The following is a 14,561-nucleotide window of genomic DNA, read 5'->3' on the forward strand; positions in this document are numbered from 1 at the left end:
ATGAGCAATCTTCATCTGCTGCCTTGCCCAGCCCCTTTTTCCCACAGGAATCGACGATGACCGTCTACTTCATAGGCGCAGGTCCTGGCGACCCCGAGCTGATCACCGTCAAAGGCCAGCGGCTGATTCGCAGCTGCCCGGTGATCATCTATGCCGGTTCGCTGGTGCCCGCCGCAGTACTGCAGGGGCATTGCGCCGAGCAGGTGGTCAACAGCGCCGAACTGCATCTGGAACAGATTATCGACCTGATCAAGACCGCCGACGCCAAGGGCCAGGACGTGGCTCGCGTGCATTCTGGCGACCCGAGCCTGTATGGCGCCATCGGCGAGCAGATTCGCTACCTGCGCGAACTCGGCATTGCCTTTGAAATCATTCCCGGGGTCACCGCTACGGCCGCCTGCGCAGCGCTTTTGGGGGCGGAGCTGACCCTGCCCGACGTCTCACAGAGTGTGATCCTGACCCGATACGCCGACAAAACCGTGATGCCGGCCGGCGAAGAATTAGGCAGCCTGGCGCAGCATGGAGCGACCATGGCAATTCACCTGGGGGTCAATCATCTGGAAAAGATTCTCGCCGAATTGTTGCCGCATTACGGCGCGGATTGCCCGATCGCGGTGATTCACCGGGCGACCTGGCCGGATCAGGATTGGGTGGTGGGTACGCTGGAAGACATTGCCGGGAAGGTTCAGGCCAAGGGGTTTCGGCGCACGGCATTGATCCTGGTGGGACGGGTGCTGGGCAGTGACCATTTCAGTGAGTCATCACTGTATCGCGCGGGGCATGCGCATCTCTATCGACCTTGAACCCTGCTGAATCCTGTGGCGAGGGGGCTTGTCGGATCGCCACAGGTTATCGAACACCCATAAAAAACGGCGCTCACGGGCGCCGTTTTTTAATTTCGCAGCGAACGCCTTAGTAGTAGGCGTTTTCTTTCTGCGTGTGGTCAGTCACGTCACGAACACCCTTGAGCTCGGGGATACGCTCGAGCAAGGTGCGCTCGATGCCTTCCTTCAGGGTGACGTCTGCCTGGCCGCAGCCCTGGCAACCACCGCCGAACTGGAGAACGGCGATGCCGTCTTCAACCACGTCGATCAGGCTGACCTGACCACCATGGCTGGCCAGCCCAGGGTTGATTTCGGTTTGCAGGTAATAGTTGATGCGCTCGTTGATCGGGCTGTCGGCGTTGACCATCGGGACTTTGGCGTTTGGCGCCTTGATGGTCAGTTGGCCGCCCATACGGTCGGTGGCGTAGTCGACAACCGCGTCGTCCAGGAAAGCTTCGCTGAACGAATCGATGTAAGCGGTAAAGCTTTTAAGCCCCAGCGCCGTGTCTTCGGGTTTTTCTTCGCCCGGCTTGCAGTAGGCAATGCAGGTTTCGGCGTACTGGGTGCCAGGCTGGGTGATAAAGACGCGGATGCCAATGCCCGGGGTGTTCTGCTTGGAGAGCAGATCAGCCAGATAATCGTGGGCGGCGTCGGTGATGGTTATAGCGGTCATGGAAACTCCTCGCAGGCTTGGGCGCAGTTTACGCCAATCATCGCGCCGCACAAAGTCCCAGTATTTTTGTCAGGAAAGAACAGGAGCAGCCTCACCCGGCTATTCGCCGTCAATCGAGACTTTAAACCACCGATAGCTGCAGTTGACCACCCAATCGCGGCTTTCCAACGATCCTGATCCGATGGTCGCTACACAGATCAGGACATCAGGCGCCTTGCAAAAATCGATCAAAGATTCTGGTAGCGATTCATGTCCAGCACGCCCTCTTCAACTGGATCGGTCTCATGGATATAGCGGCTCAGGTCATGGAAGTACTGCCAGAACTGCGGATGGCTGCGCCTTACCCCCCAGCGATCGACAATCCTCTCGAAGCTGCCGGCGTCTTTGGCGTTTTCCATGGCGTCGACAAAGGCCGGGACTTGTTCGGCGGGAATGTTGAACATGAAGTTCGGGTAGCTGCTCATGACCCCCGGATAAATGGTGAGCGTGTCGAGCCCTGGCTCATACCGCAGCGACTCGCCAATCAGGAACGCCACGTTGCTGTGTGCGCGGTTGCGCAACAGGCTGTAGACCACACGTTGGCCACTCGCAGTCTCGACGCGCAGCATGGTCGATTCAGGCAACTGGTCGATGACCTTGAGTCCGGCCGCCGGGCGCGAAGTCAGACGACTCAGGGCTTGTTCGGCGTCCTGCAGGTCCGGATCGATGTTGGGTCGCGAGCAATAGGCACCGTCGCAGCGATTGATCGGATCCGGATTGGCGTCGAGCTCGCCATAGCGCGCCAGCAACTGCATGGCGAAATCACGCTTGGGGTCCTTCGGATCGAGTTTCAGCGCCGTCGGCGTGTCGTTGTCAATCGATTCGTAGTCTAGCCACATCTTGAATTTGCCACTGCTCTGGTACCAGTCGTCCAGGTAATCGTCGCGGGAGTTGGCCGGCATCAGGCGCAGGAAGTTCTGCTCCGCGCCGTTGCGGATCAGGTCGAAATACAAGCGCGTCTGGGCTTGATGCGAGACGTTGCCGAACACATCGAAATTCACCGCCAACTGATAGTAAGTGCGCTCCAGCAACGGGAAGTCGAACAGCCAGATGGTTTGCGGCACGTCGCCGATCAGGCCCTTGGTCACCGAGGCGCTGTCGAAATGTCGAAAGATACTCAACAAGGCGTTGTCATTGCCTGCCCACAGGCTCGACCAGCTCGGCGGCCGCAAGTCCGCGTAGCTGTCGCGGCGCAGGGCTTCATACGCGTTGCGCTTGTCGCGGTAGTCATGCCACAGGCTCAGGACACTGCCCACGTCATCGTTCTGCCCCGGCATTGCCAACAATGGAGTCGCTTGGCCGCGGTAGTTCGGGTCGGTGATATAGAGGTCATGTTCCGGGGCCTGGAACAGCGCCCAGAAATTATCGCGAATCACGTCTGTGGCAATCTGACCCCGGCAGACCGGGCCGCGAATAAAGGTGCGTACGAAATATTCGGCGTTATCGAGCATGAACTGATAACGCGCCTGGGCCGGGATGGCTTCGAAGGTGGTAAACGGATTGGCCCGGCGTTCCGGCCCATAGCCCGGCAGCGCGTTGACCTGCCAGTTGCCGTTGTAGAACAGGCTTTTGATCCGCGCCATCTTCGCCGCGCTCAGCGGATAGGTGATGTGGGTCTTGTGCACGATCACGCCTTGTACCGGCCACAGGCGGTAATAGATCTGAGTGCCGGGATCGTCATTGGGCCGGCGGGTGTTGATCAGATCGATAGGCTGGCCGCTCGGCGTGCGCGAACGCACCCACTGGAAGAAATGCCCGGGTTCGCCATCCTTGAAATAGATGTGCGCAAGAAACCAGTGCTCGAACAACCAGCGTCCCACCAGACTTTGTCGCGCACCCGGCGCATTCAGCAGGTTCTCCCACTGCACCACCTCCAAGGCTTCTTTCGCACTGGGCGCCAGGCCTTGCTCATCGATGGGCGCGCCAGAGGCCAGCCAGCGCTGCAACGTCTGGTATTGCTGATCGGTCAGCCCCGTCACCGCCAACGGCATGCCCTCCTTCGGGTGGGAACCGGCATAGGCATCGAACTCCGCCGGCATGGCGCACGTGTTTTCCCGATTCAGACCCAGGACAATGTCTTCGGGCAGCTTGGCATTGGGCTGCATTGGCGCCTTATGGCCCAACTCGAGCATCCGCGCCATCAGCGCGGCCTGACTGCCCTGGGCGTCGAGCACTGAATAGAAGCCCTTTTGCTGCCAGGCACGCTTGCCGAAGGCGTCATAAAACAACCGGGTCGGCGCGGCTGCCTGACTGCGATCACCGTCATAGACCGGGATTTTGCTGGCGCCGCGTGCCGCGCCTTCGCCACTGCCCAGGTTGAGCTGACAGGCGGAGTCGTAGCAAGCGTGGCAGGCCACACATTTTTCAGTGAAGATCGGTTGAATGTCGCGCGTGTAGGAAATGCCGTTAGATACAGCGGGACTTTGCGCGACGGCGCCCCAGCTAAACAGCAACAACGCAATGCTGATGACGACGCGATACGACATGTCCCTGGTCCCAATCTTTAAAAAAACGCCGCGATTCTACCGGTCCGGCCATCACATCATCATGAGCGATATTCACGTTAAATCCGCACATGCTCCAATAGCGCACAGGTTTGCTATCATCCCGGCCCTTCGTCATGGCCTTACCGAGTAGTCCAAATGTCCGATCGCAGCGTTCGCCTTCAAGCTCTCAAGCACGCCCTCAAAGAGCGCATTCTGATTCTCGATGGTGGTATGGGCACGATGATCCAGAGCTATAAGCTCGAGGAGCAGGATTACCGTGGCAAACGCTTCGCCGACTGGCCGAGCGATGTCAAAGGCAACAACGACCTTCTGGTGCTGACGCGCCCGGATGTGATTGGCGGAATCGAAAAAGCTTACCTGGATGCCGGTGCCGACATTCTCGAAACCAACACCTTCAACGCCACTCAGATTTCTCTGGCCGACTACGGCATGCAGGGCCTGGCATACGAATTAAACGTAGAAGGTGCACGGTTGGCGCGCAAGGTCGCTGACGCGAAGACCCTGGAAACCCCTGACAAGCCGCGCTTCGTCGCCGGCGTGCTCGGCCCGACCAGCCGCACGTGCTCGCTGTCGCCAGACGTGAACAACCCCGGCTACCGCAACGTGACTTTCGATGAACTGGTGGAGAACTACACCGAGTCCACCAAAGGCCTGATCGAAGGCGGCGCCGACCTGATCCTGATCGAAACCATTTTCGACACCCTCAACGCCAAGGCTGCGATCTTTGCCGTACAAGGCGTGTTCGAAGAACTGGGCATCGAATTGCCGATCATGATCTCCGGCACCATCACCGATGCCTCCGGTCGTACCCTGTCCGGCCAGACCACCGAGGCCTTCTGGAACTCCGTGGCCCACGCCAAGCCGATTTCGGTCGGTCTGAACTGCGCCCTCGGCGCCAGCGAGCTGCGCCCGTACCTGGAGGAGCTGTCGAACAAGGCCAGCACCCACGTCTCGGCGCACCCGAACGCCGGTCTGCCAAACGAATTCGGCGAGTACGATGAATTGCCGGCGCAAACCGCCAAGGTCATCGAAGAGTTTGCCCAAAGCGGCTTCCTGAACATCGTTGGCGGCTGCTGCGGCACCACGCCGGGCCACATCGAAGCGATTGCCAAGGCCGTGGCCGGTTATGCGCCGCGCGAGATTCCGGAAATCCCCAAGGCTTGTCGCCTGTCGGGCCTGGAGCCGTTCACCATCGATCGCAACTCGCTGTTCGTCAACGTCGGCGAGCGCACCAACATCACCGGTTCGGCCAAATTCGCCCGCCTGATCCGCGAAGACAACTACACCGAAGCCCTGGAAGTCGCCCTGCAGCAAGTCGAGGCCGGCGCCCAGGTGATCGACATCAACATGGACGAAGGGATGCTCGATTCGAAGAAGGCCATGGTGACCTTCCTCAATCTGATTGCCGGCGAACCGGACATCTCCCGCGTACCGATCATGATCGACTCCTCCAAGTGGGAAGTGATCGAAGCCGGCCTCAAGTGCATCCAGGGCAAGGGCATCGTCAACTCCATCAGCATGAAGGAAGGTGTCGAGCAGTTCATTCATCACGCCAAGCTGTGCAAGCGCTATGGCGCCGCGGTGGTCGTGATGGCCTTCGACGAAGCCGGTCAGGCCGATACCGAAGCGCGCAAGAAAGAAATCTGCAAACGCTCCTATGACATTCTGGTCAACGAAGTCGGCTTCCCGCCGGAAGACATCATCTTTGACCCGAACATCTTCGCCGTGGCCACCGGCATCGAAGAACACAACAACTACGCTGTGGACTTCATCAACGCCTGTGCCTACATCCGCGACGAGCTGCCGTATGCGCTGACTTCGGGCGGCGTGTCCAACGTGTCGTTCTCGTTCCGTGGCAACAACCCGGTGCGCGAGGCGATTCACTCGGTGTTCCTGCTGTACGCGATCCGCGCCGGCCTGACCATGGGTATCGTCAACGCCGGCCAGCTGGAGATCTACGACCAGATCCCGGTGGAGCTGCGCGATGCCGTTGAAGACGTGATCCTCAACCGCACCCCGGAAGGCACCGACGCCCTCCTCGCCATCGCCGACAAGTACAAGGGCGACGGCAGCGTCAAGGAAGCCGAGACCGAAGAGTGGCGCAGCTGGGGCGTCAACAAGCGTCTGGAACATGCACTGGTCAAGGGCATCACCACCCACATCGTTGAAGACACCGAAGAGTCCCGTCAATCGTTCGCCCGCCCGATCGAAGTGATCGAAGGTCCGCTGATGTCCGGCATGAACATCGTTGGCGACCTGTTCGGCGCCGGCAAAATGTTCCTGCCGCAAGTGGTGAAATCCGCCCGTGTGATGAAACAGGCGGTGGCCCACTTGATCCCGTTCATCGAGCTGGAAAAGGGCGACAAACCGGAAGCCAAGGGCAAGATCCTGATGGCCACGGTGAAAGGCGACGTGCACGACATCGGCAAGAACATCGTCGGCGTGGTACTGGGCTGTAACGGCTACGACATCGTCGACCTCGGCGTGATGGTGCCGGCGGAGAAGATCCTCCAGGTCGCCAAGGACGAAAAGTGCGACATCATCGGCCTGTCCGGCCTGATCACCCCGTCGCTGGATGAAATGGTCCATGTCGCTCGCGAGATGCAGCGCCAGGACTTCCATCTGCCATTGATGATCGGTGGCGCGACCACCTCCAAAGCGCACACGGCGGTGAAGATCGAGCCCAAATACAGCAACGACGCCGTGGTGTACGTCACCGACGCCTCCCGCGCCGTCGGCGTCGCCACACAGTTGCTGTCCAAGGAACTGAAGGCCGGTTTCGTCGAGAAAACCCGCGAGGAATACATCGAAGTCCGCGAGCGCACCGCCAACCGCAGCGCCCGCACCGAACGCCTGAGCTACGCCGCGTCGATTGCGAAAAAACCGCAGTTCGACTGGAGCACCTACGAGCCAGTCAAGCCAACGTTCACCGGCACCAAGGTGCTGGATAACATCGACCTCAAAGTGCTGGCCGAGTACATCGACTGGACGCCGTTCTTCATCTCCTGGGACCTGGCCGGGAAGTTCCCGCGCATCCTCCAGGACGAAGTGGTCGGTGAAGCCGCCACCGCGCTGTACGCCGATGCCCAGGAAATGCTCGCCAAACTGATCGACGAGAAACTGATCAGCGCCCGTGCGGTGTTCGGTTTCTGGCCGGCCAATCAGGTGCGCGACGATGACATCGAAGTCTACGGCGACGACGGCAAGCCCCTGGCCAAGTTGCATCACCTGCGTCAGCAGATCATCAAGACCGACGGCAAGCCGAATTTCTCCCTGGCCGACTTCGTCGCACCGAAAGACAGCGAAATCACCGACTACGTGGGTGGTTTCATCACCACCGCGGGTATCGGTGCCGAAGAAGTGGCCAAGGCGTATCAGGACGCTGGCGACGACTACAACTCGATCATGGTCAAGGCCCTGGCCGACCGTTTGGCCGAGGCCTGTGCCGAATGGCTGCACCAGCAGGTGCGAAAAGAACACTGGGGCTATGCCAAGGACGAAACCCTCGACAACGAGGCGTTGATCAAGGAGCAATACACCGGTATCCGCCCTGCCCCGGGCTACCCGGCCTGCCCGGATCACACCGAGAAAGCCACGCTGTTTGCCCTGCTCGACCCCGAGGCCCGCGAAATGCAGGCCGGCCGCAGCGGTGTGTTCCTCACCGAGCACTACGCGATGTTCCCGGCGGCGGCGGTCAGCGGCTGGTACTTTGCCCACCCGCAAGCGCAGTACTTTGCCGTGGGCAAGATCGACAAGGACCAGGTGCAGAGCTACACGTCGCGTAAAGGTCAGGAGCTGAGTGTGACTGAACGGTGGCTGGCACCGAACCTCGGTTACGACAACTGAGTGTTCAACTGAAATAAACCCTGTGGGAACGAGCTTGCTCGCTCCCACAGGTGATTTACCTGTTTGAAGCAGCCGCCAGCTGCGAAACCTCCTGGCGGGACAACTCGATCATCTTCGCGTTACGCGCCGCCGTCTGCTCGAACAGCTGACTCAGGAACGCCCCCTCGTCAGCGCTATCAACCTCCTCCTGAACATCCAGCTCATCGAGCGCCCTGAACGCGTCAGGGTATTTTTCCTTGAGATAACTCACCCAATAGTCGCGCTGGATCAAGTCTTCGAAAAAACCATCGGATTGCTCTGCGTTGGTGATCTCGATGCGCGCGTCCGCCAGTTGCTGAGCGGTCACTCCCGAGCCATAGGTCATGTGTTTCGATTGCCCTGGCAACTCCAGGCCGTCCGCCCAGCCTTGCGTCAGGCCGATTCGATAGCCCAAACGTACCTCGGCCTCATCCTGACCGGTTCGAATGGCGACTTTCCTCGCGAGATCGTCGACCTTGCCCAGTCGAAACAACTGCCGGGACAAGTTCAGCAGCGCTTGCCCCTTCACAGCCGGGCGCCCGACGGGAATATCAAGCAAGGCATTGTGGGTGAAAACTTTGCTCTCCAGCCCACTGAACGTCAGGATTCGACCATCGACACAAGTACCGTGGGTGCTGGAGCTGGCAAACAGGATCTCCCGCAGTTCGGAATTGCTGGCGGCGGCTTCAATGACCGTCCAGACCCGCCGCGTCAGATCGGCGTTCGCCACCCGGAACTCCTGCGTATCCTGCAATCGCGAAAGCAGATGAAAGAACGCCGCATTGTCCGGTTCCGCCGCGAGTTGATTCCATATACCGGTTTTGCCGGCCACTTCCTCGGCAGGAAGATGGGTTAACCACGGTGTTTTTTGCTCGGGATCGGGCTCGATCTCAGGCAGATCTTCATCCGTATCGATGGCTTCGCTGCTGTCGCCGCCATAGGCGTGGGTGTCATCGATCAACTCGTCAAGATCGCTCCGCGAGATTCCCAGCACCGCGTCGTGGAAACCCGCTTCACGGTAATCCCTGAGTTGTTCAAGGCTCTCAAGGGAAAGGTTGTAGTTGTCGCTCAAATCCGTACCGGCCATCAGCACCTCATGGTCGCCATTGAGGGCCTGCACGGGGATCGACGTGATGTCGTTGCCACTGAGATTGAGCGTGCCCAGATATGGGCTGTCGAACACCCCGTCCGGCCATTCGGTCAAATTGTTGTTACGCAGATCCAGCGTCTCCAATCGCTCGAAATTGCCAATATCAAAGGCATCCAGTTCGTTGTAGCTCAAGTCCAGCCAGCGCAAACCGTCCAGATTGTCCAAAGCGGCATACAGCTGCTCGGCATCGGTTATCCGGTTCGAGGACATTTCCAGACGCTCGAGGCCGTCCATGGAACGGACCGGTTCTGGAATGCCATCCAGCCCATTGCCATTGAGGTCCAGGGTTTTCAGGCGGGTAAAGGCCTTCAGGAACCCGTCGGAACCTCGCCGGGTCAGTTTTACACTCGTCAGTTTCAACGTGCCGACATGCTCGAACATTGCTGGCACCTCAGGCAGATCACCCAGTTGCAGACCGTTGAGATCCAGCACCGCATCCGTCACGGCGCCGTTGCCGCTCAGACCTGTGCGCCAGCATTCGAGGATGCGCAAGGCGGCCTGCCTGCGAATGATGGAGGACGTCATCCAGCCGCTACCACGAGATCCCCGGGTAAACAGCCAGCCATTCAATTGGCGCGTGAGCGTTTCAAAGGCTTGCTCCCATTCGGCAATTTTCACGCTTGCAGCTTCGCCCCCCTGCATCTGTTCGATCATTTGCAAGGCGTCATCATCGGCGAGTGCCGGTTTCAGGCGTTGCAGGCGCTTTGTTAAAACCGCATTCCCTTCTCCCGCTGGCACTTCCGGCAGCGGCAGTAAGTGACGTGCGATCGAACTTGCGCTCTCGAGCGGCGGGAAATCCAGTGGCACCTGTTCCAGGTCGAACCGTTCCAGAGCGCCGGCCGGCAGCCCTTTGGCCATTTCCATTCGATGCCGGGCCGCATTGCGTGCGGCGACGGCTTGAGGGGTTAAGGGTGTGCCCGTGAGGTCGGTCTTGAGCAGCGCTTCATCCGCAAGCGACTCCGGCAACGCGTTGACCCTGCTGTCGCGCAAATCCAGCCAATACAACTCTGGCAGCGCTTGTGCCCCGGTCGGCCATTCATGCAGTGCTGTGCCGCTCAGATTCAAGGCCTTGAGACGAGTCATTGCACTGACATCCAGGGTGTTCAACGGGTTGTTGCTCAAGTCCAGGCGTTGCAGCGCCTGCAACCCATCAAAAGCTTGCTGAATCCCGGCATCGCCAACGATTCGGTTATTGGAAAGATCCAGCTCAGTCAGTTTTCCAAGATCACCGGGCACAAAGGGCACTTCGGTCAGATCGCTGCCACTCACATCGAGTTTTTCCAGCGCAGGGAACCCGCGTACAAAACTGCGGATCTGTTGGACGGGAGCTCCATTGCCCTTCAAATACAAGGTTCGTACTTCGGGGAAGGCGCCGTCCGGCAATTCGGGAAACTCACTCAGAACCAGATTCGGCAAATCAAGTACAGAGGCATTGGCCGTCGAGCCGTAGCGTTTGAATGCGCCGTTGCGCCAGCTGGTTCTCAGGGCATTTGCCGTCCATGTACGCCCCATGATCTCGTGGGCCGCTCCAGGCATTTGTAGCGCGCGCTGGGACCAGTCATTGAGGTGCTGGTTGAGCTGATGATGCTGTTCACTCAATGCTTCGACGGCGTCGAATCTCGCCCCTGCGTCTGGCCACTGTTCGACAAACTGATCAAACATTCCCGCGGAAGGGTCATTGATGCCTTCACCCAGACGTTTCAACTCGCCCTTGCAGTAATCCCTGACCATTTCTTCCAGGTCAACAAGGTGCTGCGGCTGACGCTTGAGATACTCATACGCCGGCTTGAAGTTTTTACGCAGGACGTTCGACCAGTCCAGCGACAATCCGGACCAGAGTTTTTCATGCCCTTCGAAAATACCTTCAGGTAGCGTTCTGATGCCTGTGCCGGTGAGATTCAGGCGCTCAAGACGGGGCAGTTGCAGAACCCCGATTGGCCACTGATCCATTGACGGGGCAATCACCTCGAGCAGGCGCAGATTGCGTAGCCGGCTGACGTCCAACGCCACCGGAACGCCCCAGGTTGAACACAGGCTGAGTTCCTCGAGCGTCGTCAACGCACCCAGTCTCGACGGCATGTCTGCGGCGAAGCGCGCAGCTGAATACAGGCTCAACCCCGTGAGGTCCGGCATACTGCTCAATACTTGGGGCACGGTGGTGAAATCGTTGCCTGTGCCATTGATCCGCAACCTTCTGAGCTTGGGAAAATTCGCCAACAACGCATCGACATTGGCGTCAGTGACGCTTCGACCCCGGACATACAGATCACGCACATGAGAGAAATCCGCCGACAGTGCAGGGATCGGGTCGTCGCAAACCAGGTCGAGCATTCTGTAGCGCGAATGCTCCCCGGCCAGTGGCGAATGACGCCAGGATTGCTTGAGATTCTGTGCGACCGCGGCCTTGCCTCCGAGCACCGACTCCAGCATAGAACCTGCTATCGGCTCGCCGACCCATTGATTGAGCGTCGACTCAAGGGTTTCCCACTCGCGCATACGCGCCTGTAACAGGCTATAAATCTGTGCGTCGGTTCTACCCGCGCGCAATTGCGCCAGGATAAACCCGTTGGCCTGCTGATCAGTCAGCGCCGGGTAGACGTCCTGAACCCGGGTCACCAGAGAAGGATTCAAACCTTGTCCGCGCCCGCTGGCGTAGTAGCCCACCCGGCGCTCCGTTACGCGTACGGGCGGCTTGAACGTCTTGTTCTGGCCGCTTCGCTGCTCCAGCATTTGCGACAATTTCGCCCTATGCTCGAAGGCCGATTCGATGACAGCCTGCTTCAAACCGGCGCTTTGGCCCACGTGCGGAACGCCCAATGCGCGACGGGATTCATCGGGCAATGCGTGCATGAGCGAGGCAAAAAAATTATCGCCGGTGGCCGGCACGCCATTGAGCGTCTCGCCACGCTCATCAAATGCCTGATAGGACGGGCCGTTTTTAACCACGTACTTACGGATTGTCGCGGTCTTGCTACCGATACCGTCGATGAGCGCGCCCTCGATGTGGCCGTCGCGAATCTCCAGCCGAACTTCGCCGGACCATCCCGGCATTTTTTCCAGGGCATGCAGTGCGAGCCAGCGGCTGTCCGCCGACAGCGCAGACTCCGTGCGCAGGCCAGTGAAAGCCTGGGCCTGGCGCCCCTGCTGTGCATACCAACGGGCCTCCTCCTGCATTTTCAGGGGAATTCGACTCGTTGTTTTCAGGCGGTTGAGCTCTTCGGCATTGGCGTCGAGCACAATCCTGCGAGCGGCGGCATTACTCAGCCCCGGGGTGGCACGTTGCAGTTTTTCGAGCAATGACCCGTTAATGCCCGGTTCATCTTCGAATAGCCGCAAGGCGTGCTCCAGTTCCGGTGGCGGGGGAAGATGATCCATGTGCATCTTGCGCAAGGCATTGTCCTCGACACCACAGGCCTCGGCGATGTCGAGCAGTTGCTCATCGGAAAAAGCCTCGGTGGTATGGCCGATGCGCCGCAGCAGGGTCAGCCGATCCCAGGTCCGGGGACGCTCCAGCGCATGACGCCAGGCGCCATGCCCGTTATGTTCGAGTATCGGTTGCCAGGCACCCGAATCAGTCGGATGCCGCAGGCGCCATTTTTTCAGCGAAGGGTCAAGGGTAGTTTCGAAGACCTTGCCATCCTGCCGGATAAAGGTTTTGCCATTTATCCGGTGCAGTCCCGACGCATCAGGGACTGAATGGCGAGGCAGGATGAGGTTGCGCTCGTAACCGCTCAGATCAGTTTTCCATAAGCGGGTTTTGCCGTCTTCGCGCTGGATGGGTTGCAGGCGTTCAACCAGTGGTTCGGGTTGCACCGACGACAGTTTGGCCAACCCTTTGCCCGCACCGGCCATCACCGCGATCATCGCCAGATTCTCGGCCACATCGATCAGGTGCGCCTTGGCCGCAGTTCGATCCCCTTCACTCCACTCGATCGCCCCCTCAAACGACTCGTACAGCAGCTGACCCGCCATGACCGTCAGCATGATCTCCCCCAGTACCGGAACGAACATCGACACCATGTTCAGGCCCAGCAGACCAAATTCCAGCAGATGATTGAGCTTTTGCGCCCGTACTCGCGCATCGACTTCCGCCGTGGGCACCGCATGACTGCGTGCGTCGGCGATGACTTTCTTGCGGTTTTGCTCGTAGAGATAAGTCCACAGATCGCTGTTGGCGGACCAGATGCCCGCCACGCCTTCACGAACGATCCCGAAAGGATTGAGATATGGATCGTCGACCGGCTCACGTTTGCCTGCAGGTTCTGGCGGCAGCGCTTTGATGCGGATGGCGGCCGACAAGGTGGGCACGTACTGGACGACTTTAAACCAGAATGAATGCAAAGGATCGGTCGCAGAGTCTGCGGCCTTGCGGGTGAATTGACCGAAGTAATAAGGGCGGTCGGCGTAGGCGACGAACTGGCTGAAAAACCGCTGATGGGAGGTTGGCCCGCTGCCACTGTCGGACAATGGGTCATGGGCAGTGAACTGGCGCTTGAATTCTTCACGCAGTTGCTCAGCGGTATAGCGTTTGAGCGGGTGTTCGGGATCGTGGGGAATGTAGACGATGTAGTCGTTGGTATAGCGATATTGTTCACTGATGCTGAACACGACGCAGCCCGTCAATCTGCGCTTCATCAGGCTCAAGTCACGAAACCAGACCGGTCGGTTGCCAACACGGGGATGGACCTCGCCGTTAACCACTGAAAGGATCATTGCGTAGTCGTCGGCTTCGATGTCCTTTTTCAGCAGCGCCAATTCAGCGGCCGCTTTCATTGCCGCTTTCTGGCTGGCAATAAATTGCTCGGACAGTGTCGTTTCCTTCTGCGCATCCGTTGCCTGGAAAAACGCCTTCACACGGGTTTGATACTGCGCGCCGATATCGAGCTTGCGGCAGAGTGAGAGGAATTGCCTGACCGAGATGTTGAGGGCAATGACCTCGAATGTACCTGGCGTGGAAGTCTCAACCACAAACCCTGACTCGCGATGAAAGGCGCCCGCCTCGCATTCGGATGCTTCGAAGTTATGCAGTGCCGCTTGCAACAACGAAAGCTTCATGACCTCGAACGAGCTGATCTCGATTTCAAGCTCGCTGACTTCCAGCGCTCGCCTCAGACACACCATGGTTTTGTTGACGTCGGCCTCGACCCCGAACTGATCCTTCAGCGCCTTTTGCAGTATCGGCTCGGCAAAACTTTCGGCATCTGGCAGCGACGACATCGTTTTGTCGAGTCGGGTCTGGGAAACCAGGCTGTCTTTGAAACGGTCTTTCAGTGCCTGCTGTTGCTCGATGGATGCTCGCGTATACCAGTGCGGTGCGAGCGAGCCGCTGGCTTTCATGGCTGCTCGCCGCTGCGGCGTGGCATCGATCAACCAATCAGGCGTCAGTTGTTCAAGAAGCTCGCGGTGAATGCTGGTTTGGCCCGCAACCAAACGTTGGCGGGACGCAGAGGGCGGATGGGTAGACATTGTGTCGCTCCTGAAAAATGGAACGACAGAACATCATT

Annotated in this window: 5 protein-coding genes; 2 read left to right on the forward strand and 3 right to left on the reverse strand. The window is 59.1% G+C overall.

The genetic code is table 11. The features are described from left to right. Positions 1–56 precede the first annotated feature (56 nt). Positions 57–803: a precorrin-4 C(11)-methyltransferase gene (gene cobM / locus GQ39_RS11185; protein WP_047529769.1), complete on the forward strand. Its 747-nt coding sequence runs from the start codon at positions 57–59 to the stop codon at positions 801–803. Positions 804–912: 109 nt separating this feature from the next. Here the strand turns inward: cobM and nfuA are convergent, their stop codons facing one another. Together nfuA and GQ39_RS11195 are read right to left on the reverse strand one after the other, a co-directional pair. Then, positions 913–1,497, reverse strand: a complete 585-nt coding sequence (gene nfuA / locus GQ39_RS11190) for a Fe-S biogenesis protein NfuA (protein WP_007959519.1) — start codon at positions 1,495–1,497, stop codon at positions 913–915. A 227-nt stretch (positions 1,498–1,724) separates the two neighbouring features. Next, positions 1,725–4,022: a fatty acid cis/trans isomerase gene (locus GQ39_RS11195; protein WP_047529775.1), complete on the reverse strand. Its 2,298-nt coding sequence runs from the start codon at positions 4,020–4,022 to the stop codon at positions 1,725–1,727. A 156-nt stretch (positions 4,023–4,178) separates the two neighbouring features. Here GQ39_RS11195 and metH point away from each other — a divergent pair, with 156 nt between their 5' ends. Then, positions 4,179–7,889, forward strand: coding sequence for a methionine synthase (gene metH, locus GQ39_RS11200; protein WP_047529777.1), 3,711 nt, complete (start codon positions 4,179–4,181; stop codon positions 7,887–7,889). A 55-nt stretch (positions 7,890–7,944) separates the two neighbouring features. Here metH and GQ39_RS11205 read toward each other — a convergent pair whose 3' ends face one another. Continuing rightward, the gene (locus GQ39_RS11205; RefSeq protein ID WP_052193553.1) at positions 7,945–14,523 is read right to left on the reverse strand and encodes an NEL-type E3 ubiquitin ligase domain-containing protein; all 6,579 of its coding nucleotides are present in this window, start codon (positions 14,521–14,523) and stop codon (positions 7,945–7,947) included. Positions 14,524–14,561 lie beyond the last annotated feature (38 nt).

This window comes from Pseudomonas sp. 11/12A, assembly GCF_000800055.1.
GTDB classification, from domain to species: Bacteria; Pseudomonadota; Gammaproteobacteria; order Pseudomonadales; family Pseudomonadaceae; genus Aquipseudomonas; species Aquipseudomonas mohnii.

Bases quoted from the DNA above. Each gene is read 5' to 3' on its own strand.
- cobM (WP_047529769.1), top strand. From the start codon at position 57: ATGACCGTCTACTTCATAGGCGCAGGTCCTGGCGACCCCGAGCTGATC.
- nfuA (WP_007959519.1), bottom strand. From the start codon at position 1,497: ATGACCGCTATAACCATCACCGACGCCGCCCACGATTATCTGGCTGAT.
- GQ39_RS11195 (WP_047529775.1), bottom strand. From the start codon at position 4,022: ATGTCGTATCGCGTCGTCATCAGCATTGCGTTGTTGCTGTTTAGCTGG.
- metH (WP_047529777.1), top strand. From the start codon at position 4,179: ATGTCCGATCGCAGCGTTCGCCTTCAAGCTCTCAAGCACGCCCTCAAA.
- GQ39_RS11205 (WP_052193553.1), bottom strand. From the start codon at position 14,523: ATGTCTACCCATCCGCCCTCTGCGTCCCGCCAACGTTTGGTTGCGGGC.